Below are 26736 nucleotides of genomic sequence, written 5' to 3'. Positions count from 1 at the left end.
ATGACCCACATCCTGACCGTCGACGACTCCGTCTCCATGCGCCAGATGGTGGCCTACACCCTTCGCGACGCCGGCTTCGACGTATCGGAGGCCGGCGACGGTACCGAGGCGCTGGCCGCCGCCGAGCAGCAGTCGTTCGATCTGGTGCTGGCCGACGTCAACATGCCGAACATGGACGGCATCGCTCTCATCAAGGCGCTGCGCGGTCTGTCGAGCTACCAGTACACGCCGCTGCTCATGCTGACCACCGAGTCCTCGATGGAGCGCAAGTCCGAAGGCAAGGCCGCCGGTGCCACCGGCTGGATCGTCAAGCCCTTCGAGCCCGAGAACCTGGTGGCGACCGTGCGTCGCGTGCTGGGCTGATCGCACCGTCATGGGCATCGACGTCAGTCGCTTCCGCGAGGCCTTCTTCGACGAGTCCGAAGAAGGGCTCGCCACCATGGAGTCCGGCCTGCTGGCGCTGGAGTCCGGCCAGGCCGACGAGGACACGCTGCACGCGGTCTTCCGCGCCGCCCACTCGATCAAGGGCGGTGCCGCCACCTTCGGCTTTCCCGACATCGCCGAAGTCACCCATCACCTGGAATCGCTGCTCGACGCCGCCCGCAGCGGTCAGCGCGCGCTGGGCGGTGCCGAGATCGATGCATTGCTGGGGGCCGCGGACTGCGTGCGTCGCCAGATCGAGGCCGCGCGTGCCGGCGAGCAGATCGACGCTGCTCTGCTGGACCCGGTGCTGCGCACGCTCGAGGGCCTTCAGCAGGGCGGAGCGGAGCCCGCGCCGGTGGTCGCGCCGGCGACTGCCGACACGCCGGCGCAGGCCGGCTGGGATATCCACTTCGTGCCCGAGCCGGATCTGCTGCGCACCGGCAATGATCCCATCGCGATCCTGCGCGAGCTGCACCGGCTCGGCGCCTGCGCGGTGCGCTGCGATGCCTCGGCGCTGCCCGCGCTCGACGCGCTGACCCCGGACGCGCTCTACCTTGACTGGCGCGTGGCCCTGACCGGCGAGGCGAGCGAGAGCGCGGTGCGCGAGATCTTCGCCTGGGTCGAGGACGACTGCGCACTGACCGTCGCGCCGCTCGCTGCGGCGGCAGTCGATGGCGACCGCGCCGACACCGCGCCGGCGGTCGAAGTCGAAGACGCCGCGGAGCCCGGGGAGCCGCCCGTCGACGCGACGGCGCCCTCGAGCGTGACCGCGCCGGTCGAAGCGGCCGCTCCGGAGCCGGCGCGTGCGCGCGTGTCCACCATCGAGCAGGCCTCCATCCGCGTGCCGGTGGACAAGGTCGATGCGCTGATCAATCTGGTCGGCGAGCTGGTCATCACGCAGGCCGCCATCGCACAGGATTCGGCCGGGCTCGATCCGGTCGAGCACGAGCGCCTGCTCAACGGGCTCGCCGAGCTGGAGCGCAACACGCGGCATCTGCAGGAAGCCGTCATGTCGGTGCGCATGATGCCGGTGGGCACGGTGTTCAGCCGCTTTCCGCGCATGGTGCGCGACCTCGCCGGCAAGCTCGGCAAGCAGGTGCGCCTGCAGATGGCGGGCGAGGCCACCGAACTCGACAAGGGGCTCATCGAGCGCCTGGTCGACCCGCTCACGCATCTGGTGCGCAATGCCGTCGACCACGGCATCGAGACACCGGAGGCGCGCAGGGCCGCAGGCAAGCCTGCCGCCGGCACGCTCAGTCTGGCGGCGCGGCACGAGTCCGGGCAGGTGGTGCTGGAGATCACCGACGACGGCGCCGGGCTGAGCCGCGAGCGCATCGTCGCCAAGGCGCGCGAGCGCGGGCTGATCACCGCCGAGCCGGCCACCGATGCGGAGGTCTGGCAACTGATCTTCGAGCCGGGCTTCTCGACCGCCGATCAGGTCACCGATGTGTCGGGGCGCGGCGTCGGCATGGACGTGGTGCGCAAGAACATCAACGCGCTGTCCGGCCGAATGGACGTGAGCTCCTCGCTCGGCGAGGGCACGCGCCTGAGCATCCGGCTGCCGCTGACCCTGGCCATCCTCGACGGCATGCAGGTGGCGGTGGGCGATCAGATCTTCGTGCTGCCGCTGGGCGAGGTCATCGAGTCGATGCAGCCGCGTCCCGCCGACATCGAGGGCGTCGCCGGGCGGCCGAGCCTGCTGCGCATGCGCGGCGAGTTCGTGCCCATCCTGCCGCTGCGCGACCTGATGCACGTGGACGGCGAGGCCCCGCCGCTCACCGAGGCCATCGCGGTGCTGGTCGAGGCCGAGGGCCGGCGCGCCGCGCTCATCGTGGACGAGCTCATCGGCCAGCAGCAGGCGGTGGTGAAGAGCCTGACCACCAACTTCCGACGCGTCGACGGCATCGCCGGCGCGACCATCCTCGGGGACGGGCGCGTGGCGCTGATCCTCGACGTCGCCGACATCGTGCGCGGCATGCGCCGCGCGCAGGCGGCCTGATTCCACCGGAGCCCGATCATGCAAGCACAAGCCGTGGCAGAGCGCGCCGTCGAGGACGCCGAGAGCGGCGTCGCCACCCGCGAGTTCCTCACCTTCGCCCTCGCCGAGGAGGAGTACGGCGTCGACATCCTGAAGGTGCAGGAGATCCGGGGCTACGACACCGTCACGCGCATTCCGGATGCACCGGCCTTCATCAAGGGCGTGGTCAACCTGCGCGGCACCATCGTGCCGGTCATCGACCTGCGCCTGAAGTTCAACCTTCCGCGCGCCGAGTACGACGCCTTCACGGTGATGATCATCCTCAACCTCGCCGAGCGCGTGGTCGGTGTCGTCGTCGACCGCGTCTCCGACGTCATGGCGCTCACCACCGACCAGATCCTCGATCCGCCCGAGCTCGGGCAGTCGGTCGACGCGAGCTACGTCACCGGGCTGGGCTCGGTCGACGACCGGATGCTGATCCTCCTCGATATCGAAACCATGATGGCCAGCCAGGAAATGGCGCTGGTCTCCAAGGCCGTGACGGCCACCCCCGCAACCGCTTAACGAATCCCACCGGAGAACACGCCATGGGCATGCTCAAGAGCTTCGGCCGCGTCGGCCATCACGGGCGCGAACACGCCATGCATCAGGCCGAGCTGGAAGGCCAGATCGCGGCCATCAACAAGGTGCAGGCCGTCATCGAGTTCGATCTCGGCGGCAACATCCTGAACTGCAACCAGAACTTCCTCGACGCGCTGGGCTACGCCAAGGACGAGGTGGTGGGCAAGCATCACCGCATGTTCGTCACGCCGGAGGAGCGCGAATCCGCGGAATACCGGCGCTTCTGGCAGAAGCTCGGCCGCGGCGAGTTCGATGCCGGCCAGTACAAGCGCATCGGCAAGGCCGGCAACGAGATCTGGATCCAGGCCAGCTACAACCCCATCTTCGGGCCCGACGGCACGGCCTTCAAGGTGATCAAGTACGCCACCGACATCACCGCCGAAGTGCTCGGACGGCGCGCCCTCGAGGCCGCGGTCCACGAGACCGGGGAAGTGGTCGCGGCGGCTGCCTCCGGCGATCTGTCGCGGCGCATCGCGCTGGACGGCAAGGACGATATGATCCGCACCCTCTGCGAGGGCGTGAACCGCATGCTGGACGACGTCGCGGCGCGCACCGAGAAGGAACGCGCGATCGGCGAGGAGAACCTGCGCATCCGCAACGCGCTGGACAACGTCACCACCAACGTCATGATCGCCGACAACGAGCGGCGCATCGTCTACATGAATCCGGCCGTGACCGCGATGCTCTCGGACGCCGAGTCGGACATCCGCAAGGAGATCGGCAGCTTCCGCGTCGACGGGCTGGTGGGCGCGTGCATCGACGGCTTCCACAAGAACCCGGCGCACCAGGAGAAGATGCTGGCGGCGCTCAAGGACACCTACCGCACCGAGATCAAGCTCGGCGGCCGCACCTTCGGCCTCATCGCCAGCCCGATCTTCAGCGACGACGGCGCTCGCGCCGGAACGGTCGTCGAGTGGCAGGACCGCACCGCCGAGCTCAAGCTGCAGGCGGAGATCGCCGAGCGCACCGAGAAGGAGCAGCGGCTCGCCGAGGAGAACCTGCGCATCCGCAACGCGCTGGACAACGTCACCACCAACGTCATGATCGCCGACGGCGATCGCAACATCGTCTACGTCAACAACTCGCTGAACGAGATGCTGACCAACGTCGAGAGCGATCTGCGCAAGGATCTGCCGCAGTTCGACGTGCGCAAGGTGATGGGCGCGAACATCGACATCTTCCACAAGAATCCCTCGCATCAGATCCGCATGATCGATGCGCTGCGCGACACGCTGACCACGCAGATCGGGGTCGGCGGCCGCACCATGAGTCTGACGCTCAATCCGATCACCGACGCCGACGGTCAGCGCTGCGGCACGGTCGTGGAATGGCTCGACCGCACCGCCGAGGTGGCGGTGGAGCAGGAGATCAACGGCATCGTCGACGGTGCCGTGCGCGGCGAGTTCTCGACCCGCGTATCGCTGGACGACAAGGACGGCTTCTTCGGGCGTCTGGCAGGCGGCATCAACCAGCTGCTCGATACCAACGAGAAGGCCTTCAACGAAGTGCTCGGCATCCTCGGCGCGATGGCGCAGGGCGATCTCACGCAGCGCATCACGGCTGACTACGAGGGTCTCTTCGCGCGCCTGAAGGAGGACGCCAACGGCACCATGGACAAGCTCACCGACATGGTGACGTCCATCCGCCAGGCCTCCGAGTCGATCAATGTCGCGGCCCGCGAGATCGCCGCCGGCAACGCCGACCTCTCGTCGCGCACCGAGCAGCAGGCGGCCAGCCTCGAGGAGACCGCATCGTCGATGGAGGAGCTCACCGCCACCGTCAAGCAGAACGCCGACAACGCCCGCCAGGCCAACGAGCAGGCGCAGGGCGCGTCGAGCGTCGCGACCCGCGGCGGCGACGTGGTCGAGCAGGTGGTCTCGACGATGAGCGACATCAACGACAGCTCGAAGAAGATCGCCGACATCATCGGCGTGATCGACGGCATCGCCTTCCAGACCAACATCCTGGCGCTGAACGCCGCGGTGGAAGCCGCACGCGCCGGCGAGCAGGGCCGCGGCTTCGCGGTGGTCGCCGGCGAGGTGCGCAACCTCGCGCAGCGCTCCGCCGCCGCGGCGAAGGAGATCAAGGCCCTGATCTCCGACTCGGTGGACAAGATCAAGGGCGGCACCGAACTGGTGAACCGCGCCGGCACCACCATGGACGAGATCGTCACCGCGGTGAAGCGCGTCACCGACATCATGGGCGAGATCACCTCGGCCTCCGCCGAGCAGAGCTCCGGCATCGAGCAGGTCAGCCTGACGGTGTCGCAGATGGACGAGGTCACTCAGCAGAATGCGGCGCTGGTCGAGGAAGCCTCCGCGGCGGCGCGCTCGATGGAGGAGCAGGCCGGCGCGATGGAGGAGCTGGTCAACCAGTTCCGCATCAGCCAGCAGCAGAGCGCCGAGCGCAGTCGCGAGACCGGGCACGCGGCCGAGGCGCAGCGGAGCGCGCCGGCCCGGCCGCGGGCGGCGGTGCCGGCTGCGCGGCAGGCGACGCCGGCCGCCCGTGCCAACGGTGCCGGGCACACCGCCGGGGTGAACGGGCACGGCGGCGGATCGGCGGGTGCCGATACCGGTGCCGACGCCGGCGAGCAGTGGACCAGCTTCTGACGCCATCGCCCATGCGCACGCACAAGGCCGGTGGGTGGCGGGAGCAGCGGGCAGCCTGGCTGACGCTGCTGCGGTGCTTCGCCGTGTGGGGCGCGTCGCTGGATGGCTGCGACGCGCGCCAGCCGCTGCCGGCGCCGCCGGGGCGCGGCGGGCAGGCAGGAGACCGCGCCCGGTGAGCGAGTTCGCCTATACGCAGCGGGATTTCACGCGCATCCGCGAGCTGATCCGGAAGCGCGCGGGCATCGCGCTCGCCGAGGCCAAGCGGGACATGGCCTATGGCCGGCTGACGCGGCTGCTGCGCGCCGGCGGGCATCGCAGCGTGGCCGACTATCTCGACACGCTGGAGCGTTCCGGCGGTACCGACGACTGGCAGCAGTTCGTCAACGCGCTGACCACCAATCTCACGAGCTTCTTCCGCGAGGCGCATCACTTCGAGACACTGGCGCGGCATCTGCGGCGCAGCGGTGCGCCGCCGCGGCAGCGCATCTGGTGCTCGGCGGCCTCGACCGGCGAGGAGGCGTGGAGTCTGGCGATCACCGCCTGCGAGGCCTTCGACCGGCTCGACCCGCCGGTGGAGATCCTCGCCACCGATATCGACACCGCCTGCCTGGAGCGCGCGGGACGCGCGATCTACCCGGTGGCGCGGATCGAGGATCTGTCGGCGACGCGCCGCAAGCGCTTCTTCCAGCGCGGCACCGGCAGCAATGCCGGCCAGGCGCGCGTGCTGCCCGCGCTGCAGCGGCTGGTGCGCTTCGCGCCGTGCAACCTGCTCGACGCGCGCTGGCCCGTCCAGGGCCAGTTCGACGCGGTGTTCTGCCGCAACGTCATGATCTACTTCGACAAGCCCACGCAGCTCCGGCTGCTGGGGCGCATGGTGCCGCTGCTGCACGACGACGGCCTGTTCTTCGCCGGGCATTCCGAGAGCTTCTTCCACGCCACCGAGATCGTGCGCTCGTGCGGGCGCAGCGTGTACGCACCGGCACGCAGCCGGGTGGGGCGCGCCGCATGAGCCTGCCCGCCAGGACCGAGGGCTACCTCGACAAGCGGCTGGCCGCGCGCGTGCTCAAGGTCGCGCCCGGCGACTACCGCGCGCTGCAGGCCCGCGACGTGCCGTGGCAGCCGGTGCTGGCCACGACGCTGGGCAGTTGCGTGGCCGCCTGCATGTACGAGGACGGCACCGGCATCGGCGGCATGAATCACTTCCTGCTGCCCGAGGGCGGCGAGAACGAGACCGCGCGCTACGGCGTCCACGCCATGGAGCTGCTGATCAACGCGCTGCTCAAGCTCGGCGCACGCCGCAGTCGTCTCCGCGCCAAGCTGTTCGGCGGCGGCGCGGTGTTGGCGGCGGTCACCAGCATCGATGTCGGCAGGCAGAATGCCGCCTTCGTGCGGCGCTTCCTGGCCACCGAGGGCATTCCGGTGGTGGCGGAGGACTTGCTCGGCCCGCATCCGCGCAAGCTGCTGTTCTTCCCGGCCACCGCCGAGGCGCGCGTGCGCCACCTGCCGCTGGTCGAGGGCCGCAGCATAGCGGCCGTCGAGCAGCGCAAGCGCGATCAGGCCCGTCAGCGGACGCCGGCGCACGACGTGGAGCTCTTCTGATGCGCGAACCCGTGGACGTGCTGCTGGTCGACGACTCCGCCGCGATGCGCGCGCTGCTGCGCGAGCTGCTGGCCGCCTGCGACGATATCCGCGTGGTGGGCGAAGCGGCCGACCCCTACGAGGCGCGCGACCGTATCAAGGCGCTCAATCCCGCGGTGATCGTGCTCGACGTCGAGATGCCGCGCATGAACGGTCTGCAGTTCCTCGAGAACCTGATGCGCCTGCGGCCGACGCCGGTGGTGATGTTCTCCTCGCTCACCGCACGCGGCGCCCAGACCACCCTCCAGGCGTTCGCGCTGGGCGCGGTCGAGGTGCTGCAGAAGCCGTCCGGCACCACCGACGCCGAGCTCGCCGCGGCCGCCGATGCGCTGGCACGGGCGATCCGCACGGCATCGGGCAGCAAGCCGCGCATGCGCAGCGCGCCGCCGGTGGCGCCGGACAAGTTCGCCGGACGCATTGCCACCGCATCGCGCTTCTGCCTGCTGGGCGCGTCCACCGGCGGTACCGAAGCACTGCGCGAGGTGCTTGCCGACTGGCGTCTCCGGGACGTCGCGGTGCTGATCGTGCAGCACATCCCGCCGGCGTTCTCGGCCTCCTTCGCCGAGCGCCTGGACCGCAACAGCCCGCTGTTCGTGCGCCATGCCGTCGACGGTCAGGCACTGCAGGCGGGGCACGCCTATGTCGCGCCCGGCGGACGCCACATGCGCCTGATCCGCTCCGGCACCGGCTTCGCGCTGCGCCTGGACGATACCGCCCCGGTGAACCGTCACCGGCCCTCGGTGGACGTGCTGTTCGCCTCCGCCGTGAGCGCGGCCCGCAGCTGCTGCGGCGCCGCGCTGCTCACCGGCATGGGCGACGACGGCGCGCGCGGCCTCGCCGAGTTGCGCGCGGCCGGAGTACCCACCGTGGCGCAGGACGAGGCCACCAGCGTCGTCTGGGGCATGCCGGGCGCGGCGGTGCGGCTGGACGCCGCCGATGCCGTCCTGCCGCTCGGCGCGATCGCCGAGCACATGGCCGCCAGCGCCGAGCGTTCGCGCTCAAGTTCCGCGCGCGCGGGCCGATATTCCGAAACGAGGATTCCGCAATGAGAACCGCCATGCTCCGTCACTTCGTACCGCCCGCCGTGTTGTCCGTGATCGCCCTGTCGGTGGCGGTGGCGCCCCTGCCTGCCTGGGTGCCGGCGGTGGCCAGTGCGGTGGCGTTTGCCGCGTGGGCGGTGACGCTGTGGCTGGCACTGCGCACGGCGGACGCGACCGAGGGCGGCAGCACGCCCTTGCTCGACCGGCTGGGCGAGCGCGCCGAGAACGAGATCGGCGGTGCGCGCAGCGAGATCGATCGCGTGCGGGGGCTGCTCGCCGAGGCCATCGGCGACCTCACCGGCAGCTTCGAATCGATGGCCAGGCAGGCGCGCGAGCAGGAGCAGCTGGTCAAGCGCCTGGCGCAGCCCGAGGGTCGCGACATGAGCGTGAGCGGCTTCGCCGAGGAGGCGCAGACACTGATGCAGGGCTTCGCCGGTCGCCTCGCCGATGTCGGCAAGCGCTCGGCCGCGACCGTCGATCGCATCGACGCGATGGCGCAGCGGCTGGACGGCATGTTCGTGCTGCTGGAGGACGTCAAGTCGATCGCCGACCAGACCAACCTGCTGGCGCTGAACGCCGCCATCGAGGCCGCACGCGCCGGCGAGGCGGGTCGCGGCTTCGCGGTGGTCGCCGAAGAGGTGCGTTCACTGTCGCAGCGCTCGAACAGCTTCAACGAGCAGATCCGCAAGCTCGCCACCGAGGCCAAGGAGGCGATCGCCTCGGCGCGCGAAGCGGTCGGCCAGATGGTCGATCAGGACGACGACCTCTCCGCCGAGGCGGCGCGCCAGACCGAGACCCTGGTCGGGCACGTGCGGGCGGTGCGCGAGGCGCTCGACCGTACCGCCGAGGAGGCGACTGCCGGCAGCCAGCGCGTGGGCCGTGCCGTCAGCGAGGGACTGCGCGCGCTGCAGTTCGACGACATCGCCACCCAGGCGCTGGGCGCCGCCGATCAGCATCTGATGCGCCTCTCGGATACCGCCGGTCATGCCGGCGAGCTGCGCGCCGCCGCCGGCAACCGGCCGGCCGCGGGCGCGGCGCGCGCGGCGGCGGAGTCGAAGGTGGTCGAGCTCAGCCGGCCGATGCACAAGCCGGTGTCGCAAGCCAACATGCAGGCGGGCTCGGTGGAGCTCTTCTAGCCCCGGAACGGTGCGCCCGGCGGCGGGTCGGCGCGCCATCGCCAGCAACGGTGCCGGTGCAGCTATCATCGGCGCATGCACCGCCATGACGCAAAGACGCCCGGAGCCGTCCTGCCGCGAGCGCTCGCACTGATGCTGCCCCTGCTGGCGAGCGCGCCGGTCGCCGCCTTCGATCCCGCCAGCGCCGAGACGCAGGCGCTCTACGAGCGCTACGACACGCTGGTGACCGATGTGCTCGATGCGCTGCCGGCGCTCGGCGACGAGCGCCAGGCCGGTCGCATCGCCTGGTACGCCACCGCCAGCGAGGCCGCCTATCTCGACGATCTGCAGCTGAGCTTCGTCGACACCAACGGCAATCCGCTGCGCACCTTCGACGCGCCCGCGGGCGAAGGCCTGCAGCGGGCGCTCGGCACCAGCAACGAGCCCGGCGCCGGCAGCTACACACTGCGCCTGCGCGTCCCCGACGGCGAGGGCGGTTTCGAGGAGCACGAGCAGGAACTGCTGCTCTACGGCGGCGAAGCCATCATCGAGATCCGGGTGCCGGGCGAGGGCCTGCGCGAGCGCAATCCGCAGGTCACGATCTGGGGCGACACCGGTGGAGCCGGTCTGGTCACCCGCCTGATGGAATGGTTCGGTCTGGGCACCAACGCGATCCGATTGGACCTCGACGAGGATCCCCTGCAGGCGCCGGACGTGCGCAGCGCCATCGACGCCTGCGCCTCCGGCGACGTGCTGGTGGGGCTGCGTGCACTGCGGGCGATCCGTGCCGCGACCCCGGAGCCGCCGGCTGCGCTGTCGCTGAGCTATGCGCGCTGCGCGCTGCGCGCCGGCCTGCGCGCCGAGGCCGAAGCCGCGCTGGAAGCGGTGGGCAAGCGGCCGGTGGACGACCACGCCCTGGCCGAGACGAGCCTGGCCGTCGCCGAGCTCGATGTCGCGCGGGGTGACGATCCGTCGGCGGTCGCGGTGCTGCGCGCGCTGGCGCCGGTGGTGCCGCTGACCTACATGCCGCAGTACCGCGACAAGCTCTCGCTGCTGCTGCTCGAGTACGACGCCGTGGACGAGGCGGCGGCGCTGCTCGCCGAGGGTCGTCATCTCAGCGTGTCGGAGATCTGGGGCGAGGAGGGCTCGGCGAACCCGATCCTGGCCTTCCTGCTGCTCAACCACGGCATCGCGCTGGCGCGGCAGGACGAGCTGCGTGCCGCGATGTCGGTGTTCGACCTGGCCGGGCAGCGCGACACGCGCGGGCCGCTCGGCGAGGCGCTGCGCGATCGCGCCAATCTCATGCTCGGGCGCGAGATGCTGCGTCTGCGACAGGGCAGCGAGGCGGCCGCGGCCTTCGACCGCATCGATCTCGACGGCAAGCTCTCCAGCGCCGCGCTGCTGGGGCGCGGCTGGGCCGTGCTGCAGGGGCCGAGCGAGCGCATCGCGCGCGAGGACATCGTCGGTCTGGGGGACGGCGGGCTGGCGGAGACGGCGCTGCGCGCGCTGCACAAGACCGGCGTCATCGGCTGCTTCGAGCTCCAGCACTTCATCGATGGGGTCTCGGCGTGCCCGCGCTCGGCGCGCTTCGAGCGCGCCCGCCTGGACCCGCAGGAAACCAACGCGCCCGCCGCGGCCATGCGCTACTGGGCGCCGCTGATGGAGCGGGACGCGCGCGATCCCAACGTGATCCGCGCCTATCTGGCCGCGGCCGAGGCCTTCGCGCTGGTCGGTCGCGACCCGCGTGCGGTGGCGCTGCTGGCCGAGGCCACGAGGCGACTCGATGCCGTCGAGGCGCGCATGGCCGATGCGCGCGCCGCGCTCGAGGACGGCGCGCTGCCGGACTTCCGTGCCGATCCGGCCGTCGCCCGGGAACGCGATCTGAGCTGGTGGTTGCTGGACTGGGCCAGCGGCGACGAGCCGGCACAGCTGCGCGCGTCCGCGGATTTCCTCGCCATGCTCTCGCAGGTGGCCCGGGATACGCCGGCGGCGACCCACCGCGACGCGCTGGCCGCGCTGCGCGGCGACCTTCAAACCGCCTGGCGCGCCGATGCCGTCGAGCGCCTGGCCACCCTTGCCGAGGAATACCGCGAGCTGCGGGCGGCGGCGAGGCTGGCGGAGGCGCGCATCTTCGATCGCCGGCTCGGGTTGCCGACGGAGCCGTGAGCGCGTTGCGCCGCTAGGTCGCGGGTGCCCGCGCGGGCGTCAGCGTGCGGGCCACGAGCAGCGGCACGACCACGGCGTACGCGGCCGCCGGTAGGCACCAGGCCGCGAGCGGCAGTCCCGCACCCAGCGCCAGTCCCAGCAGCGGCGGCGCCAGTGCCGTTGCCACCACCATGATGGCGGCGGCCACGCCGCGCACCATGCCCATCTGCTCGGTGCCGAACAGTTCCGCCCACAGCGCGCCCGCGTTGACCTGGCTGGCGCCGCTCATCGCGCCGAGCAGCGCGAACACCGGCCACGGGCCCGCGCCACTCGGCAACCAGGCCAGCGCCAGCATCGCCGGCACCAGCGGCAGCAGCTGCAGGCGCAGCACGGCGACGCTGCCCAGCCGGTCGACGGCACGACCGGTGAACCAGTTTGCCGTGGCCTGGGCGGCGGCGTAGGCTGCGAAGGCCGACGCGATGTCGCCGAGCGCCCAGCCCTTCACTGCGCCTACCGAGGATTGGTGGAAGAACACCGCGGTGATCATGAAGGGCGGCACCAGCACCACCGACAGCGCAGCCAGGAAGCGCGGCGAGGTCATCAGGGTGCGTCGGCGCAGCGGCGCCGTGCCGTGTCCGGCCGCCGCGTCGGGCGGGGGCAGCGGCGCCGCCAGCCAGCCGAGCAGCGGCCATCCCGCCACCAGCACCACCAGCGCGGTGCCGCCCCAGACCCAGCGCCAGGGCATGAGCCCCAGCGAGGCGCTCACCAGCATGGGCCACAGCGCTTCGCCGATGACGAAGCCGAAGGCGGCGATGCTGAGCGCCGTGCCGCGGCGCGGTCCGGCGTGGCGCGCGGCCGCCACGATGCCGATGTGTCCGCACAGACCCTGACCACCCAGGCGCAGTAGCAGGAAACCGGGGAGCAGCAGGGCGGGGTGCGGTGCCGATGCCATCACCAGCGCACCGGCGATCAGGCAGGTCAGCGCGATGGCCAGCGCCCGCCCCAGAGGCATGCGGTCGGCCATCGCGCCCAGCCAGAACATCAGCAGGCCGCTGACCAGCGTGGCGCCGCCGTAGATGGTGCCCAGCGCCGCTTCGCTGAGCCCGAAGGCATCGCGCAGCTCGGCACCGAACAGACCGATGAAGTAGGTCTGGCCGGCTCCGGAGATGAGCACGGTGCCGAGCCCGAAGGCAGCGGCGCGCTGGTGATGCGGGAAGGCCATGGCGGGCGGGACGCGGGCGGGCGCGCATTGTCCCGGAAACGCGGGCGCGGTGTGCGCCGGTTCAGCTTCCGCCGCTGCGCAGCTCGGCGAGGGTCTCGGCGACGTCGGCCAGTCGCGCGATCGGATCGTCGCAGGTCAGGAAGCGCTGTCGGCGCTCGGGCGGGACGGGCAGCAGCTCGGCCACGCGGAAGGCCACCCATGCGGCGTCGTCGAGCCGCGTCGGCGACGGGAAGCGTTCGGCACCATGCTCCGCGATGGCGCGCTCCAGCAGCTCGCGCAGCCCGCGGAAGCGCTCGGGCAGCGGTGTCGGGTCGGGTGGGTCGGCGAGGGTGACCGCGCCCATCAGGAGACCGTCGTCCCGCGCCCAGTGGCGGTCGATCCGGAACACCGACTCGCCGCGCGCCACCAGCGAGAAGCGATTCGGCCCGGTCTCCTCGCAGCGCGCGATGCGCGCGGTGCATCCGATCCCGTGCGGGATCGCCGGCTTGCCGGCCTCGAAGCCGGCGCGGATCAGGCAGACGCCGAACAGGGAATCATGGGCGAGGCAGTCCCGCACCATCGCGACATAGCGCGGCTCGAAGATGCGCAGCGGCAGCACGCCGCCGGGGTAGAGGACGGTGCCGAGGGGGAACAGCGGGATGGTCAGGGCGCTATCGTCCATGGATGCCTCGTCGCCGGTCGCCCGGGCAGCTTGCGTCGCCGCACCCGGCCGGGGCAAGGGGGTGTGGCAGCATCGCGGCGGGCGCCGAGAGGGGTGCAGCCGGTACCATAGTGGGCCTGATGGTGGCCCCTTCCCGAATCGATCCTGCGCGGCCCGCCCGGAGCCTGATCCTGCTGCTGGGTGCGATCATGGCGTTCGGGCCGCTGTCCATCGACATGTACCTGCCCGCCCTGCCGGCCATCGGCCGCGCCTTCGGCGCCGACGAGGCACAGGTGCAGTCCACGCTGAGCGCCTATCTGCTCGGCCTCGCGGTCGGCCAGCTGCTGTACGGGCCGATCTCCGATCGCTTCGGTCGACGCCGGCCGCTGCTCTTCGGCCTCGTGCTGTTCTCGCTGGCCTCGGCGGGCTGCGCGGCGGTCGCGGACATCGACCACCTGATCGCGCTGCGCGTGCTGCAGGCGCTGGGCGGGGCCGCCGGCATGGTGATGGTGCGCGCGGTCGTGCGCGACCTCTTCGACGCCACCGCGGCGGCGCGCATGTACTCCACGCTGATCCTGATCATGGGCGTGGCACCGATCCTGGCGCCGGTGCTCGGCGGGCAGGTGCTGATGTGGGGCGACTGGCACTGGATATTCGCCTTCCTTGCCCTGTACGGCGTGATCTGCCTGGTGGCGGTGGTGCGCGGACTGCCCGAGACCATGGATGCGGAGATCATGCGCGGCAATCGTGCGCGGCCGTTGTCCGCCGCCGCCTCCGACTACTGGGAGGTGCTGTCCACCCGGCAGTTCCTGGCCTATGCGCTCACCGGCGGCAGCGGGCTGGCGGCGCTGTTCGCGTACATCTCGGGATCGCCGTTCGTGCTCATCGAGCTGCTCGGTGTGTCGCCCGGTCTCTACGGGGTGCTGTTCGGCGTCAACGCCGCCTGCTTCGTGCTGGGTTCGCAGGTCAACGCGCGCATGCTGCGCTATCGCACCCCCGGCGAGCTCCTGCCGTGGACCATCGGCGCCTTCGTGATCGGCACCTTCCTGCTGGTCGCGGTCTGCGCGTCGCCGCTGTTCGGCGTGGCGAGCTTCATCGCGACCATGGCGATCGTGCTGTTCGCGGTGGGCTGCTCGCTGGCCAACACCACGGCGCTGGCACTGAATCCCTTCGTGCGGCAGGCGGGGGCGGCCTCGGCGATGCTCGGCACCATCCAGCTTGGGGCCGGGGCCGTATCCGGTCTCATCGTTGGTGTCAGCTACAACGGCAGCGCCCTGCCGCTGGGGCTGGTGGTTGCGGGCTGCGGCGTGCTCGCGGGCGTGACGCTGCGTACCGCGCCCGCGCAGACCTGAGGAAGGGGGAGCGGCGCAGCGGGCATCGCCGGCGCGGCCGTGCGCCGGCAGGCACACTTGCCGTCCCAGTTGACGCTTCCAGGTACCCCATGGCCTACGAGACCCTGCAGACCGAGCAACGCGACGACGGCATCCTGATCCTGCGCCTGAGCCGGCCGGATCAGCTCAACGCCTTCACCGTGCGGATGGCCGACGAGCTCGAGGACTTCTTCCGCCGCGCCAACGACGACGATGCCATCCGCGCGGTGGTCGTCACCGGCGAGGGGCGTGCGTTCTGCGCGGGCATGGATCTGTCCGTGGACGGCAACGTCTTCGGACTGGACGAGTCGATGCAGCCGACGCTCGCCGACATGGACGACAAGCTCGACGATCCGGCCTTCATCGCCGGCGTGCGCGATACCGGCGGCCGCGTCACCCTGGCCATCTACGATTGCCGCAAGCCGGTGATCGCGGCGATCAACGGGGCCGCGGTGGGCATCGGCGCCACCATGACCCTGGCCATGGACGCGCGCATTGCCGCCGACAAGGCGCGCATCGGCTTCGTGTTCGGCCGGCTGGGCGTGGTGCCGGAGGCCTGCTCGACGTGGTTCCTGCCGCGCATCGTCGGGCTGTCGCAGGCGCTGGAGTGGTGCTATCAGGCCGAGATCCTGGATGCACAGGCCGCGCACGCCGGCGGCCTGGTGCGCGAGGTGGTGCCGGTGGATGATCTGCTGGAGCACGCGGTGACCTACGCGCGCTCACTGGTGGCGAACCGCTCGCCGGTGGCGGTGGCGCTGACCCGTCAGATGCTGCTCCGCAACAGTGCGGCACCCCACCCGCTGGATGCCCACAGGGTGGATTCGCTGGCGATGTTCTACACCAGCGTCGGTGACGGCAAGGAAGGCGTGCAGGCCTTTCTCAAGAAGCGCGAGGCCGCCTTCGGCGGGCGGGCGTCATCGGACATGCCGCCCTTCTACAACGAGTGGATCGAGGGGCGCGACTAGGACTCGCCGGGCGCGAACAGGGCGGCCTGCGGTGCCTGGACCGTGTTGCCGGCAGCGGCGTCGAGGTTGGCCAGCCCCACGCCGATGAGCCTGTAACGGTCGGCGCCGTGCGCGACGCGGGACAGCAGGGCGGCGGCGGTGTCGGCCAGCTCCGCGGCGCTGGCCGGAGGCTGCGCGAGGGTGAGGCTGCGCGTGAGGATGCGGAAGTCGGCGGTCTTCAGCTTGAGCACCACCGTGCGACCGGTCACGGCGGCCTTGGTTGCCGCGCGCCAGGTCTTGTCGGCCATGCGCGCGATGTGCGGCGCCAGCGCATCCGGCGGCAGGTCCTCGGGCAGCGTATCCTCCGCCGATATCGACTTGCGCCGGCGGTCGGCGCGTACCGGGCTGTCGTCGATGCCGTGCGCCAGCTCGGAGAGGCGAGCGCCCCAGCGGCCGAAGCGCGCCTCGAGCTGCGAACGCGGTGCGGCGCGCAGGTCGGCCACCGTGCGGATGCCGAGCGTTTCCAGGCGGCCGTTGGTGACGCGGCCGACGCCGGGCAGCGCGCTCACTGGCAGCGGTAGCAGGAAGGCGTCGACATCGCGCGGGCGCACCACGCACAGGCCGTCGGGCTTGCGCGCGTCCGAGGCGAGCTTGGCGAGGAACTTGCTGGGCGCAACGCCGGCAGAGGCGGTCAGGCGCAGCTCGTCGCGGATGGCGGCCCGGATGGCCTCGGCCACTGCGGTCGCGCTGGGCAGCCCCTGCAGATTGCTGGTGACGTCGAGATAGGCCTCGTCCAGCGACAGCGGCTCGATCAGCGTGGTGTGGCGCAGGAGGATGGTGCGCACCTGCCGCGACACGGCGCGATAGCGCGCGAAGTCGGGCGGCAGGAAGACCGCGTCCGGGCACAGGCGCTCGGCGCGCACCGACGGCATCGCCGAGCGCACCCCGAAGCGCCGTGCCTCGTAGGACGCCGCCGCGACCACCGAGCGCGCGCCACGGCCGCCGACCACGACTGGCCGGCCGCGCAGCGACGGATCGTCACGCTGCTCGACCGAGGCGTAGAAGGCATCCATGTCGATGTGCACGATCTTGCGCACGCGGCGGCTTCCGTCGGGTGAATCGCGATCCTGCGCGCGCTCGGCGTCCGGCGCCAGTGGATGGTCGGCGGGCGAGAGCAGGGACAGTATACTCATTTCCCCTTCGACCGACCAATAGCGCTGTAGCTCCGGGGGAAATAAGTATACTGTCACCATTTATGTCGCGCGGGCGTCCCCGCTTTGCGCGGTCTTGCGTGCCGGGGTACGCGCTGCCGGCGTGCGGTCAGCCCGCGCCGTGGAAGCCGCGGTACCAGTCCACGAAGCGCGCCAGCCCGTCTTCCAGTGGCGTGTCCGGCTCGAAGCCGACGGCATCGCGGAGGCTGGTGATATCGGCGTAGGTGGCGTGCACGTCACCCGGCTGCATGGCGACGTATTCCTTGATGGCCTCGCGGCCGCACAGCCGCTCCAGGATGGCGATGAAGTCGCCCAGCGCCACCGGGCTGTGGTTGCCGATGTTGTGCAGCGCGAAGCGCGCGTCGCTGCGGTAGCTGCCGTCGGCGCCCACGGTTTCGACGGGCGGTCGGTCGGCGATGCGCACCACGCCTTCCACGACGTCGTCGATGTAGGTGAAGTCGCGCTGCAGCCGGCCGTGGTTGAAGACCTTGATCGGCGCGCCCTCGAGGATGGCCTTCGTGAAGCTGAAGTAGGCCATGTCGGGCCGCCCCCATGGGCCGTAGACCGTGAAGAAGCGCAGGCCGGTGGTGGGGATGCCGTAGAGGTGGCTGTAGGCGTGGGCCACGGCTTCGTTGGCCTTCTTGGTGGCCGCGTACAGGCTCACCGGATAGTCGGTGCGGTCGTCGGTGGAGAAGGGCAGGCGGGTATTGGCGCCGTAGACCGAGCTCGACGACGCGAACACCAGATGCTGCAGGCCGTCGGTGTGCCGGCAGCACTCCAGCAGGTTGTTGAACCCCACCAGATTCGAGGCCACGTAAGCGTCGGGGCGGGTCAGCGAATAGCGCACGCCCGCCTGGGCGGCGAGGTGGATCACCGTATCGGGTCGGGCTTCCGCCATGGCGGCGCGCAGCGCATCGGCATCCTCGAGGCCGCCGCGTCGGAAGGTGAAGTTGGGCAGCGCCGCCAGCTCGGCGAGGCGCGCCTCCTTCAGAGCCGGGTCGTAGTAGGCGTTGCAGTTGTCGAAGCCGACGACGTCGTCGCCGCGCGCGCAGAGGGCGCGAACGGTGTGGAAGCCGACGAAGCCGGCGGCGCCGGTGAGCAGGATGCGCGCCATCCGCCCCTACAGCGGCGCGCTGCGCCCGATGCCGTAGTAGTGCATGCCGGCGGCGTTGACCAGCCCGGGGTCGTAGATGTTGCGACCGTCGAAGATGGCCCGGGCGCTCAGCGTCTTCGCCATCTCGAAGAAGTCGGGGCTCTGGAAGACCTTCCACTCGGTGACCAGGGCGAGTGCGTCGGCGCCGTCCAGGGCGGCCTCCGGGCTTTCGCAGTAGACGATGCCGTTGCGGTCCGGCCAGATGCGGCGGGCTTCGTCCATTGCCACCGGGTCGTGGGCGCGGACCGTCGCGCCGGCCGCCAGCAACGCCTCGATCAGCGAACGGCTGGAGGCTTCGCGCATGTCGTCGGTGCGCGGCTTGAAGGACAGGCCCCATACGGCGATGGTGCGGCCGGCGAGGTCGTCGCCGAAGTGGCGCCGGATCTTGTCGAAGAGCACCGACTTCTGGCGTTCGTTGACGCTCTCCACCGAGCGCAGCAGCTCGGCGTTGAAGTCCTGCTCGTGGGCGGTGCGGATCAGCGCCTTGACGTCCTTCGGGAAGCAGGAGCCGCCGTAGCCGCAGCCCGGATAGATGAAGTGGTAGCCGATGCGCGGGTCGGATCCGATGCCCAGGCGCACGTCCTCGATGTCCGCGCCCAGCTTCTCGGCCAGATTCGCGAGCTCGTTCATGAAGCTGATCTTGGTCGCCAGGATGGCGTTGGCGGCGTACTTAGTCAGCTCGGCGGAGCGGATGTCCATGACCACGACGCGGTCGTGGCTGCGGTTGAAGGGCGCGTAGAGCGCCTTCATGAGCTCGGCGGTGCGCGGGTTGTCGGTGCCGACGATGACGCGGTCGGGCTTGGTGAAGTCGCTGACCGCCGCGCCTTCCTTGAGGAATTCCGGGTTCGAGACGACGTCGTACTCGGTCTGTGCGCCGCGCGCGGCCAGGGCGCGGCCGACCTCGTCGCGCACCTTGTCGGAGGTGCCGACCGGCACGGTGGACTTGGTCACGACGACCCGGTACTCGTGCATCTGCTCACCGATGGTGCGTGCCACCGCGAGCACGTACTTCAGATCCGCCGAGCCGTCCTCGTCGGGGGGCGTGCCCACGGCGATGAACTGGAACAGGCCGTGCGCCACGCCCTCGGCGGCATCGGTGGTGAACTTCAGGCGTCCCGAATCGGCATTGCGCTTGACGATGGCCTCGAGCCCCGGCTCGTAGAACGGAACGTGGCCGGCGCGGAGCTTGTCGATCTTGGCGGCGTCGACGTCGACGCAGACGACCTGATTGCCGGCGTCCGCCAGGCAGGCGGCAGTGACCAGACCGACATATCCGGAGCCGAAAATGGTGAGCTTCAAGCGGGTTCCCCCTGGTTGGCGCGAGCGGACCGATGGCGCGGCGCACAAGAATACCTGAGAGCGGGCCGCGTGCCGCGCTTTCAGCCGTTCAGCGACAGCCCGCGCTCGTAGATCCGGTTCATCAGGCGCGGGGGCACTCGTGCGGCGTAGCCCAGCTTGAGGACCTGGTTCATGGCCGCCTGCCGCCAGACCCCGTTGCGCCGGTAGCGCACCGCCGAGGTGGTGGCGATCTGCGGCAGGCGACGGGGGCGCCCGAGCGGGCGCAGACGCCGCGACAGCGCGGTGTCCTCGAAGATGTCGAGGTCCGGCACCGGTGCATCCGGCAGGCGGTCGCGGCGCAGGAAGATGCAGTGGTCGAGATAGGCGACGCCGGCGCGGTCCAGACGCACCCGATTGGAGTACCAGGAGGTCCAGCCCAGCAGCGGGTGGCGGTCGTCGAAGGCATGCGTGAAGGCCCCCCAGATGGCGTCTGCCGGGAGGCCGCGCAGCGCGTCGAGCGCATCCGGTGCCAGCACGCTGCGCGGATGGTGCAGTAGCACGACCTCACCACTGCAGGCTGCGAAGCCGGCATTGAGGCGCTGCGCGCGGTTGCTGCCGGGCAGGTCGATGACCCGGGCGCCGGCGTTGCGCAGGAGGTCCGCGGTGCCGTCCCGGCTGGCGTTGTCCACGGCGATCAGCTCGACATCGGCATGACCGGTCAGTGGTGCCAGCACGTCGGGCAGCAGGCCGAGGCCGATTTCGTCGTGGGTGGGGAGGACGACGCTGATCACGCGCTCGTACGGTCTCTTCCGGCAGATGGGGAGCGGGGCATGGGGGCGGGAGATACGGCGGGGGACAGTATGCTGATCTCCGGGGCACTTCCGGGTACAGGCCTCCAGTTGCTCATGGAATCAGTACACTGTCCCCACGACCGTATGGGGACAGTATACGTATTTTCTGACCGAGAACGGGAGGCTGGGCGCACACAGTCCGGGAAATAAGTATACTGTCCCCGACGTGCCGCCCGACGTGCCGTCCCTGCGGTGCCGGCGCCGACGCGGTCGGCAGCCATCCGGGGTCGCTTGGCGGCCGGTGGGTGGAGCGCGTCGATCCCTTCAGGCCGAGCACGAACCGCCGCCCAGCACGCAGAACTTGGCGCAGTGGGGGTGGTTGAGGCGCACCGGGCGCCAGGCCTCGGCGAGGCTCCGTCCCATCTCGAACTGTGCGTCGTAGGGCAGCAGGGTGCAGGCAGCGACGACGGGATGCGGATCGCCCCTGCGCTTGACGACCATCCGCGAGCTGGCGCACATGATGTCGTCCGGCGATTTGCCGAGGATGGACCAGCATCCGGTGGTGATCTCCGGGACCTCGGCGCGTTCGTCCATCTCCGGGAAGAGCATGAGGTGGAGCGGATCGTCGGCGTCGATCGCGATGCCGTGCTCGGCGAACAGGGCGCGGAAGCCCGCGCGCATGGCGGCTTCGTCCTCGCCCCACATCGTGCGGCCTGCCACGGACAGATTGAAGCCGGCGTCGGAGAGCCACTTCAGGCCGCGGACGGTGGGTTTCCAGGAGCGCGGGCCGCGCTCGGCCTCGTGCTGCTCGCGCGCGTAGTGATCGACCGAGACGCGCACTTCGAGCCGGTCGCCGTGCTCGGCGCGCAGCGCCAGCAGTGGCTCGGCACACTTCTCCATGGGACGCATCGCGTTGGTCAGCACCAGCGCGCGGAAGCCGCGCGAGAGCGTATCTGCGAGCATGGCCATGAAATGCGGGTTCATGAAGGGCTCGCCACCGGTGAAGCCGATCTCCCGCGTGCCGAATGCGCCGGTCTCGATCTCGTCGAGATACCCGGCGACCTCGCGGTCGTCGATGTAGACCAGCCGATCGTTGCTGGGCGAGGACTCGATGTAGCAGTGCGTGCAGGCGAGGTTGCACAGCGTGCCGGTGTTGAACCACAGCGTCCGCAGCGCCACCGGCGCGACGCTGGCGCGCGCTTCGCCGGTGGCGGTGACCTCGGGGTCGGTGAACTTCGGTGGCGTGGCGGGGGCGCTGGTCATGGCGGCGCGCTCGGCGGGCGGTGCGGACCGCGGAACAGTGCACCCGGCATCGGCGCTTGGCAAATGCTGTCCCGTCCGTCGGTCGGGTTCGGGCGTCCGGCTCCGTGCGGGCGGTGGTGCCGGTCCGCTTGCGGCACAATAGCCGCCGAAGGAGGGCGGGCCTTGATTTTCCGGCCGCGGCCCTCATTCGCCCTTTGTCGCGCCATCGGGCGCTCGAGCGAGAGACCCAGCGTCATGCCGTTCTACGAATACAGCTGTGCCAAGTGCGGCGCCGAGAAGGAAGTCCTGCACGGCATCAACGACAAGCCCGAGGTCGCCTGCGAGGTCTGCGGCGACCAGACCATGGAGCGCCTGATCTCGGCGGCCGGGTTCCGTCTCAAGGGCGGCGGCTGGTACGAGACCGACTTCAAGTCCGACAAGCGCCGCAATGTCGCCTCCGACGGTACCGGCACGTCGTCGGGCGGCAAGTCCGACGATGGCGGCGCCGGCAGCTCGGACAGCGGCAGCACGAAGGCCTCGGACGGCGGAGCCGCCAAGTCCTCGGACAGCGGTTCGAGCACCGGTTCGAGCGCCGCCAGCACCAGCGCCGCCTGATCGCCCGGTCGGGGCCGGGGCCCGGCGCCCGCTCACGCGCGTTGCAGCACCGCTACAATGCGCGGCTCGCGATTCTCCGGACCCGATTCATGCGTTCTCATTACTGCGGCCAGGTCGATGCGACCCTGGTCGACTCCGAGGTCACCGTCTGCGGCTGGGTGCACCGCCGCCGCGACCACGGCGGCGTGATCTTCGTCGACCTGCGCGACCGGGAAGGTCTGCTGCAGGTGGTGTTCGACCCGGATCGCCCGGAGATCTTCGCCGAGGCCGAGCGGGTGCGCCCGGAGTACGTGCTGCGCATCACCGGGCGCGTCCGTCGCCGCCCCGAGGGGACGGTCAACCCGGACATGGCGAGCGGCGAGATCGAGGTGCTGGGCACCGGTCTGGAGACGCTGAGCCGCGCCGAGACGCCGCCGTTCTACCCCGAGGACGAGAACGTCGGCGAGGATGTGCGTCTGCGCCATCGCACGGTCGATCTGCGCCGGTCCGGCCTGCAGCACAACCTGCGCCTGCGCCACCGCGCGGTCTCGACGCTGCGTCGCTATCTGGACGACAACGGCTTCGTCGAGGTCGAGACACCGGTGCTGACCCGTGCCACGCCCGAGGGCGCGCGCGATTACCTGGTGCCCTCGCGCACGCACGCCGGGCGCTTCTTCGCGCTGCCGCAGTCGCCCCAGCTGTTCAAGCAGCTGCTGATGATGGGCGGCATGGACCGCTACTACCAGATCGCGCGCTGCTTCCGCGACGAGGATTTGCGCGCCGACCGCCAGCCCGAGTTCACCCAGCTCGACGTTGAGACCAGCTTCTGCACGCAGCAGGACATCATGGTCCTGATGGAGGGCATGATCCGCGGCCTGTTCCGCGACGTGCTCGATGTCGATCTCGGCGACATGCCGCACATGAGCTGGGCCGAGGCCATGCGTCGCTTCGGCTCGGACAAGCCCGACCTGCGCAACCCGCTCGAACTGGTCGACATCGCCGACCTGGTCGCGGACTGCGACTTCAAGGTCTTCGCCGGGCCCGCCAACGACCCCGGATCGCGCGTCGCGGTGCTGCGCGTGGCGGGCGGCGGCTCGGTGAGCCGCGGGCAGATCGACCAGTACACCAGGTTCGTCGGCCAGTACGGGGCGCGCGGTCTGGCATGGATCAAGGTCAACGACGTCGCCGCCGGTCGCGAGGGCCTGCAGTCGCCGATCATCAAGAACCTGTCGGACGAGGCGCTGGCCGGCATCGTCGAACGCAGCGGCGCCGCCGACGGCGATCTGCTGTTCTTCGGCGCCGATCGCTTCAATGTCGTCTGCGACGCGCTGGGCGCGCTGCGCCAGAAGGTGGCGGCCGATCTCGGCATGGTCGAGGCCGGCTGGCGCGCGCTCTGGGTGGTGGACTGGCCGATGTTCGAATGGGATGACAAGGACAAGCGCTGGTTCGCCAGCAACCACCCCTTCACCGCGCCGCAGACCGACGATCCGGCCGAGGTCCAGAACGATCCCGCCAGCTGCCTGTCTCAGGGCTACGACATGGTCCTCAACGGCGTCGAGATCGGGGGTGGCTCGGTCCGCATCCACCGGCGCGAGATGCAGGAGGCGGTTCTGGGCATTCTGGGCATCGACGCCGAATCGGCACGCGAGAAGTTCGGCTTCCTGCTCGAGGCGCTGCGCTACGGTGCACCGCCGCACGGCGGCATCGCCTTCGGCATCGACCGGCTGGTCATGCTCATGGTGGGTGCCGACTCCATCCGCGAGGTCATCGCCTTCCCCAAGACGCAGACCGCGCACTGCCCGCTGACCGACGCCCCCGGGCGCGTCGATCCGGCGTCCCTGCGCGAGCTGTCACTGCGCAGCCTTGCTCCGGCTGCGGCAACCACGGCAACGGAGAGTTCATGATGCGCGAATCCCGCACGCACCGGGCATGGCTGACGGCCGGCACGGCGCTGCTGACGGCCGGCCTGCTCGCCGGCTGCGACGCGGTCGGCGAGGGCGTCGCGCCCACCGGCATCACCATCCAGCCGGACTTCAGCGGCACCGGCCTGTCGACGCGCGAGGCGGAGGCGGCGCAGGAGCGCTTCGAGGACGGCGAGCCGTTCCGGATCGCGGAATGCCTGCCGGCGGCGATGAGCGTGATCCTGGAGTTCGACAGCGGTGCGCGCGAGAACATCACGCGCCGCAGCGAGAACGTCGTGTACCGCAGCTCGGACGAATCCGTGGTGCGCGTCTCCAACCGCGACATTCCCTTTCTCGGCAACCCCGACCAGGTCTTCCCGCGCGGCGCGATCGTGCCGGTTGCGCCGGGCAGCGCCACCATCACGGTGAACTACTCGAGTTTCAGTGCCGAGATTCCGGTCGAGGTCCAGGCGCTGGGGGCGATCGATCCCTTCGTCGACTTTCCGGATGTGCTGGCGCCCAACAGCTTCGCCGAGGTCGTCAGCGAGGCGACCGTGAACGGCCAGACGCTGTCGGTCGCGACCGCGGCGTCCCTGTCTCTCACCGACGTCAACAGCGGCGAGGAGAGCGAGGCCGCGCGGGTCGAGCCCACCCAGAGCCGGGTGGCGATCCGCGCCCTCGAGGCCGCCACGGCCCAGCGCGTGGAACTCGACTTCGAACTCTGCGATCGCAGCTTCCAGCGCGAGTTCCGCGTCGCGGACATCGCCGAGCTACAGGTGTCGCGCCCCAACGACGACGGCCAGCCGCTGGTCATCGGTTTGTCCGATCTGCTGACGGCGACCGCAGTATTCGACGACGGCAGCACGCTCGACCTCTCCAATCAGGCGCGCTTCTCGGCGTCGGAGGACAGCCAGAACCTGCTTCTCTTCCCGGAACCGGCGGCCGGAGGCAACAGCCTGGTGCTCGGCCTGTCCGGTCTCGAGGACGACGACGACGAGGAGGAAGCGGGCGACGGCACCGGTGACGGCGACGGCGCGGTCGGTGACGCCGAGGGCAGCGGTGGTACCGGCACCGCCAACGCCAGCTTCGACCAGGATCCCGCCGACGACGCCGATCTCGAGGAAGGCGAGGCCGACCCGACCCAGGTCGATGCCGACCCGCTCTCGCTGACGGTGCGCCCCGGCCGGGTCGACGCGCTGCGCTGGCAGGTGCCGCGCAACGACGACGGCGATCGCGTGCTGGAAGTGCCCCAGGACTGCAGCGTGAAGCCGGGCGTCGAGGGCGACTTGCGCATCGCGCTCGAGGATGGCAGCAAGGCTGAGGTCACGCGCCGCATTGATCGCGAGATCAACTACCGAGTGGGCGACGAGCCGATCAACGCCGAGGATGGCGCCGGCAATGACGATGCAGAGGAAGCAAACCCCGTCGTCGAGGTCGTCGATCGCACCAGGCTCTCGACCCAGCGCCGCGCCGGGACCATCACCGCGATCGGGGAGGTCGGCGACGAGGAACGCGTGCGCGCCGTGCTCATCCAGTCGACGGCGCTGCCCGGCTTCGACGATGTCGACAATGGCGAGGAAGAGACCTTCGTCATCGAGGACGAGCTCATCGTCCGGGTTGTCGAGCGGGTGGACTGCGCCTCCGTGGAGAACGCCGCTGACTTACAATAGGGCGATGACTGCAGCGAAGCCATCCGGCAGCGAGGAGGTCTGACCGTGGCAGCAGCCTTGCAACTCGACGAGTTCGCGCTTCTTGATGATGGGCAGTGCGACGCACGCATCCGGGCCGCCAAGGAGCAGCTCGGCGGACGTGCCGTGCTGCTCGGTCACCACTACCAGCGCGAAGAGGTATACCGGCACGCCGACCTGACCGGCGATTCCCTCAAGCTCGCCCATCAGGCGGCTGCCACGGATGCCGAGTTCATCGTCTTCTGCGGCGTGCACTTCATGGCCGAGGTCGCCGACATCGTGACCTTTGGTCAGCGCACGGTGGTGCTGCCCGATCTGGCGGCCGGCTGCGCGATGGCCGACATGGCCAATCTCGCCAAGGTGAAGACCTGCTGGCGCGAGCTGGCCGAAGTGCTCGACCCCGACGAGACGGTGACGCCGGTCACCTACATCAACTCGGCGGCCGATCTGAAGGCCTTCTGCGGCAGCCATGGCGGTATCGTCTGCACGTCGACCAACGCCCGCGGCGTGCTCGAGTGGGCCTTCGAGCGCCGCGAGAAGGTGCTGTTCTTCCCCGACCAGCATCTCGGTCGCTGGACAGCCTACAACATGGACGTGCCCCTCGAGCAGATGGTGGTGTGGGACTTCACCAAGCCGATGGGCGGGCTGACGGCGGAGCAGATCCGCGATGCCCGCGTCATTCTCTGGAATGGCCACTGCTCGGTCCATCAGATGTTCCAGCCGGATCACATCGGCCGGTTCCGGGAGCAGCATCCGGAGGGCAGGGTGATCAGCCATCCGGAGAACGCACTGGAGGTCTGCCTGGCCTCCGACTACGTCGGTTCCACCGAAACCATTCTCAACACCGTGCATGCCTCCGAGCCCGGCACGCACTGGCTGGTGGGCACCGAGCTCAATCTCGTCAACCGCCTCGCTGCGGAGATGAAGCCCAAGGGCGTCAGCGTGCAGTTCATGTCGCCGATGGTGTGCATGTGCTCGACGATGTTCCGCATCGATCCCCAGCACCTGGCATGGACCCTTGAGAATCTCGTGGTGGGCAATACGGTGAATCGCATCCAGGTGCCGCAGGACGTGGCGGAGCCGGCGCGCAAGGCGCTGGACCGGATGCTCGCCATCGCCAAGTAGACCGCTGC

The 26736-nt window shown here is 70.4% G+C and carries 23 protein-coding genes; 16 read left to right on the top strand and 7 right to left on the bottom strand.

All coding sequences use genetic code 11. The features are described from left to right. The 10 genes from KAH28_RS11800 (at nt 1) to KAH28_RS11755 (ending at nt 11590) form a co-directional block, all read left to right on the top strand. Nucleotides 1-363: a response regulator gene (locus KAH28_RS11800; RefSeq protein ID WP_290576833.1), complete on the top strand. Its 363-nt coding sequence runs from the start codon at nt 1-3 to the stop codon at nt 361-363. A 10-nt stretch (nt 364-373) separates the two neighbouring features. After that, nucleotides 374-2422: a chemotaxis protein CheA gene (locus KAH28_RS11795; protein ID WP_290576831.1), complete on the top strand. Its 2049-nt coding sequence runs from the start codon at nt 374-376 to the stop codon at nt 2420-2422. A gap of 18 nt (nt 2423-2440) precedes the next feature. Beyond that, nucleotides 2441-2965 carry a chemotaxis protein CheW gene (locus KAH28_RS11790; protein ID WP_290576829.1) on the top strand — a complete coding sequence of 175 codons (525 nt, stop codon included), beginning with the start codon at nt 2441-2443 and terminating at the stop codon, nt 2963-2965. A gap of 29 nt (nt 2966-2994) precedes the next feature. Further along, a complete protein-coding gene (locus KAH28_RS11785; RefSeq protein ID WP_366918178.1) occupies nt 2995-5631 on the top strand; it encodes a methyl-accepting chemotaxis protein in 2637 nt (878 codons plus the stop codon). A gap of 11 nt (nt 5632-5642) precedes the next feature. Beyond that, complete coding sequence (locus KAH28_RS11780; protein WP_290576825.1) at nt 5643-5807, top strand: hypothetical protein; 165 nt, start codon at nt 5643-5645, stop codon at nt 5805-5807. Next, the gene (locus tag KAH28_RS11775) at nt 5804-6640 is read left to right on the top strand and encodes a CheR family methyltransferase (protein ID WP_290576824.1); all 837 of its coding nucleotides are present in this window, start codon (nt 5804-5806) and stop codon (nt 6638-6640) included. Before KAH28_RS11780 ends, KAH28_RS11775 begins: the two co-directional genes overlap by 4 nt. Next, entirely contained in the window at nt 6637-7230 is a 594-nt protein-coding gene (locus tag KAH28_RS11770; protein ID WP_290576823.1) for a chemoreceptor glutamine deamidase CheD, read from the top strand. Before KAH28_RS11775 ends, KAH28_RS11770 begins: the two co-directional genes overlap by 4 nt. Continuing rightward, nucleotides 7230-8318 carry a chemotaxis response regulator protein-glutamate methylesterase gene (locus KAH28_RS11765; RefSeq protein WP_290576822.1) on the top strand — a complete coding sequence of 363 codons (1089 nt, stop codon included), beginning with the start codon at nt 7230-7232 and terminating at the stop codon, nt 8316-8318. Before KAH28_RS11770 ends, KAH28_RS11765 begins: the two co-directional genes overlap by 1 nt. A gap of 8 nt (nt 8319-8326) precedes the next feature. Continuing rightward, nucleotides 8327-9445 (top strand): methyl-accepting chemotaxis protein, encoded by a 1119-nt coding sequence (locus KAH28_RS11760; protein WP_290576821.1) that lies wholly within the window; start codon nt 8327-8329, stop codon nt 9443-9445. A 132-nt stretch (nt 9446-9577) separates the two neighbouring features. Next, a complete protein-coding gene (locus KAH28_RS11755; RefSeq protein WP_290576820.1) occupies nt 9578-11590 on the top strand; it encodes a hypothetical protein in 2013 nt (670 codons plus the stop codon). A 13-nt stretch (nt 11591-11603) separates the two neighbouring features. Here the strand turns inward: KAH28_RS11755 and KAH28_RS11750 are convergent, their stop codons facing one another. Together KAH28_RS11750 and KAH28_RS11745 are read right to left on the bottom strand one after the other, a co-directional pair. After that, nucleotides 11604-12791 carry an MFS transporter gene (locus KAH28_RS11750; RefSeq protein ID WP_290576819.1) on the bottom strand — a complete coding sequence of 396 codons (1188 nt, stop codon included), beginning with the start codon at nt 12789-12791 and terminating at the stop codon, nt 11604-11606. A 61-nt stretch (nt 12792-12852) separates the two neighbouring features. Further along, a complete protein-coding gene (locus KAH28_RS11745) occupies nt 12853-13452 on the bottom strand; it encodes an LON peptidase substrate-binding domain-containing protein (protein WP_290576818.1) in 600 nt (199 codons plus the stop codon). Nucleotides 13453-13454: 2 nt separating this feature from the next. Here KAH28_RS11745 and KAH28_RS11740 point away from each other — a divergent pair, with 2 nt between their 5' ends. Both KAH28_RS11740 and KAH28_RS11735 read left to right on the top strand, forming a co-directional pair. Further along, nucleotides 13455-14783: a multidrug effflux MFS transporter gene (locus KAH28_RS11740; protein ID WP_366918176.1), complete on the top strand. Its 1329-nt coding sequence runs from the start codon at nt 13455-13457 to the stop codon at nt 14781-14783. A gap of 89 nt (nt 14784-14872) precedes the next feature. Next, entirely contained in the window at nt 14873-15766 is an 894-nt protein-coding gene (locus KAH28_RS11735; RefSeq protein WP_290576816.1) for a crotonase/enoyl-CoA hydratase family protein, read from the top strand. Here KAH28_RS11735 and dinB read toward each other — a convergent pair. The 5 genes from dinB to KAH28_RS11710 form a co-directional block, all read right to left on the bottom strand. Next, the gene (gene dinB / locus KAH28_RS11730) at nt 15763-16938 is read right to left on the bottom strand and encodes a DNA polymerase IV (RefSeq protein ID WP_290576815.1); all 1176 of its coding nucleotides are present in this window, start codon (nt 16936-16938) and stop codon (nt 15763-15765) included. The genes KAH28_RS11735 and dinB overlap by 4 nt on opposite strands. 127 nt (nt 16939-17065) lie before the next feature. Next, nucleotides 17066-18070 carry an NAD-dependent epimerase/dehydratase family protein gene (locus KAH28_RS11725; RefSeq protein WP_290576814.1) on the bottom strand — a complete coding sequence of 335 codons (1005 nt, stop codon included), beginning with the start codon at nt 18068-18070 and terminating at the stop codon, nt 17066-17068. 6 nt (nt 18071-18076) lie between these two features. Next, nucleotides 18077-19408: a UDP-glucose/GDP-mannose dehydrogenase family protein gene (locus tag KAH28_RS11720; RefSeq protein WP_290576813.1), complete on the bottom strand. Its 1332-nt coding sequence runs from the start codon at nt 19406-19408 to the stop codon at nt 18077-18079. Nucleotides 19409-19488: 80 nt separating this feature from the next. Further along, nucleotides 19489-20178: a glycosyltransferase gene (locus KAH28_RS11715; RefSeq protein WP_290576811.1), complete on the bottom strand. Its 690-nt coding sequence runs from the start codon at nt 20176-20178 to the stop codon at nt 19489-19491. A 324-nt stretch (nt 20179-20502) separates the two neighbouring features. Then, the gene (locus KAH28_RS11710; RefSeq protein WP_290576809.1) at nt 20503-21441 is read right to left on the bottom strand and encodes a radical SAM protein; all 939 of its coding nucleotides are present in this window, start codon (nt 21439-21441) and stop codon (nt 20503-20505) included. Nucleotides 21442-21675: 234 nt separating this feature from the next. Here KAH28_RS11710 and KAH28_RS11705 point away from each other — a divergent pair, with 234 nt between their 5' ends. The 4 genes from KAH28_RS11705 to nadA all read left to right on the top strand — a co-directional run bounded on the left by KAH28_RS11705 (nt 21676) and on the right by nadA (nt 26728). After that, the gene (locus KAH28_RS11705) at nt 21676-22035 is read left to right on the top strand and encodes a zinc ribbon domain-containing protein (protein WP_290576807.1); all 360 of its coding nucleotides are present in this window, start codon (nt 21676-21678) and stop codon (nt 22033-22035) included. Between the two features lie 89 nt (nt 22036-22124). Beyond that, nucleotides 22125-23918: an aspartate--tRNA ligase gene (gene aspS, locus KAH28_RS11700; RefSeq protein ID WP_290576805.1), complete on the top strand. Its 1794-nt coding sequence runs from the start codon at nt 22125-22127 to the stop codon at nt 23916-23918. Then, nucleotides 23915-25585 (top strand): hypothetical protein, encoded by a 1671-nt coding sequence (locus tag KAH28_RS11695; protein WP_290576803.1) that lies wholly within the window; start codon nt 23915-23917, stop codon nt 25583-25585. The genes aspS and KAH28_RS11695 overlap by 4 nt, the downstream gene beginning before the upstream one ends. Nucleotides 25586-25630: 45 nt before the next feature. After that, nucleotides 25631-26728, top strand: coding sequence for a quinolinate synthase NadA (nadA, locus tag KAH28_RS11690; RefSeq protein WP_290576801.1), 1098 nt, complete (start codon nt 25631-25633; stop codon nt 26726-26728). Nucleotides 26729-26736: the final 8 nt, after the last annotated feature.

Origin of the sequence: Algiphilus sp., assembly GCF_023145115.1 — a bacterium.
Taxonomy (GTDB): domain Bacteria; phylum Pseudomonadota; class Gammaproteobacteria; order Nevskiales; family Nevskiaceae; genus Algiphilus.
This window is presented reverse-complemented; position numbering and strand designations above follow the sequence as displayed.

What these genes read in the sequence shown, in the direction of transcription:
- KAH28_RS11800 (WP_290576833.1), top strand. Translation starts at nt 1, where the DNA reads ATGACCCACATCCTGACCGTCGACGACTCCGTCTCCATGCGCCAGATG.
- KAH28_RS11795 (WP_290576831.1), top strand. Translation starts at nt 374, where the DNA reads ATGGGCATCGACGTCAGTCGCTTCCGCGAGGCCTTCTTCGACGAGTCC.
- KAH28_RS11790 (WP_290576829.1), top strand. Translation starts at nt 2,441, where the DNA reads ATGCAAGCACAAGCCGTGGCAGAGCGCGCCGTCGAGGACGCCGAGAGC.
- KAH28_RS11785 (WP_366918178.1), top strand. Translation starts at nt 2,995, where the DNA reads ATGCTCAAGAGCTTCGGCCGCGTCGGCCATCACGGGCGCGAACACGCC.
- KAH28_RS11780 (WP_290576825.1), top strand. Translation starts at nt 5,643, where the DNA reads ATGCGCACGCACAAGGCCGGTGGGTGGCGGGAGCAGCGGGCAGCCTGG.
- KAH28_RS11770 (WP_290576823.1), top strand. Translation starts at nt 6,637, where the DNA reads ATGAGCCTGCCCGCCAGGACCGAGGGCTACCTCGACAAGCGGCTGGCC.
- KAH28_RS11765 (WP_290576822.1), top strand. Translation starts at nt 7,230, where the DNA reads ATGCGCGAACCCGTGGACGTGCTGCTGGTCGACGACTCCGCCGCGATG.
- KAH28_RS11760 (WP_290576821.1), top strand. Translation starts at nt 8,327, where the DNA reads ATGCTCCGTCACTTCGTACCGCCCGCCGTGTTGTCCGTGATCGCCCTG.
- KAH28_RS11755 (WP_290576820.1), top strand. Translation starts at nt 9,578, where the DNA reads ATGCTGCCCCTGCTGGCGAGCGCGCCGGTCGCCGCCTTCGATCCCGCC.
- KAH28_RS11750 (WP_290576819.1), bottom strand. Translation starts at nt 12,791, where the DNA reads ATGGCCTTCCCGCATCACCAGCGCGCCGCTGCCTTCGGGCTCGGCACC.
- KAH28_RS11745 (WP_290576818.1), bottom strand. Translation starts at nt 13,452, where the DNA reads ATGGACGATAGCGCCCTGACCATCCCGCTGTTCCCCCTCGGCACCGTC.
- KAH28_RS11740 (WP_366918176.1), top strand. Translation starts at nt 13,455, where the DNA reads ATGCCTCGTCGCCGGTCGCCCGGGCAGCTTGCGTCGCCGCACCCGGCC.
- KAH28_RS11735 (WP_290576816.1), top strand. Translation starts at nt 14,873, where the DNA reads ATGGCCTACGAGACCCTGCAGACCGAGCAACGCGACGACGGCATCCTG.
- dinB (WP_290576815.1), bottom strand. Translation starts at nt 16,938, where the DNA reads ATGAGTATACTGTCCCTGCTCTCGCCCGCCGACCATCCACTGGCGCCG.
- KAH28_RS11725 (WP_290576814.1), bottom strand. Translation starts at nt 18,070, where the DNA reads ATGGCGCGCATCCTGCTCACCGGCGCCGCCGGCTTCGTCGGCTTCCAC.
- KAH28_RS11710 (WP_290576809.1), bottom strand. Translation starts at nt 21,441, where the DNA reads ATGACCAGCGCCCCCGCCACGCCACCGAAGTTCACCGACCCCGAGGTC.
- KAH28_RS11705 (WP_290576807.1), top strand. Translation starts at nt 21,676, where the DNA reads ATGCCGTTCTACGAATACAGCTGTGCCAAGTGCGGCGCCGAGAAGGAA.
- aspS (WP_290576805.1), top strand. Translation starts at nt 22,125, where the DNA reads ATGCGTTCTCATTACTGCGGCCAGGTCGATGCGACCCTGGTCGACTCC.
- KAH28_RS11695 (WP_290576803.1), top strand. Translation starts at nt 23,915, where the DNA reads ATGATGCGCGAATCCCGCACGCACCGGGCATGGCTGACGGCCGGCACG.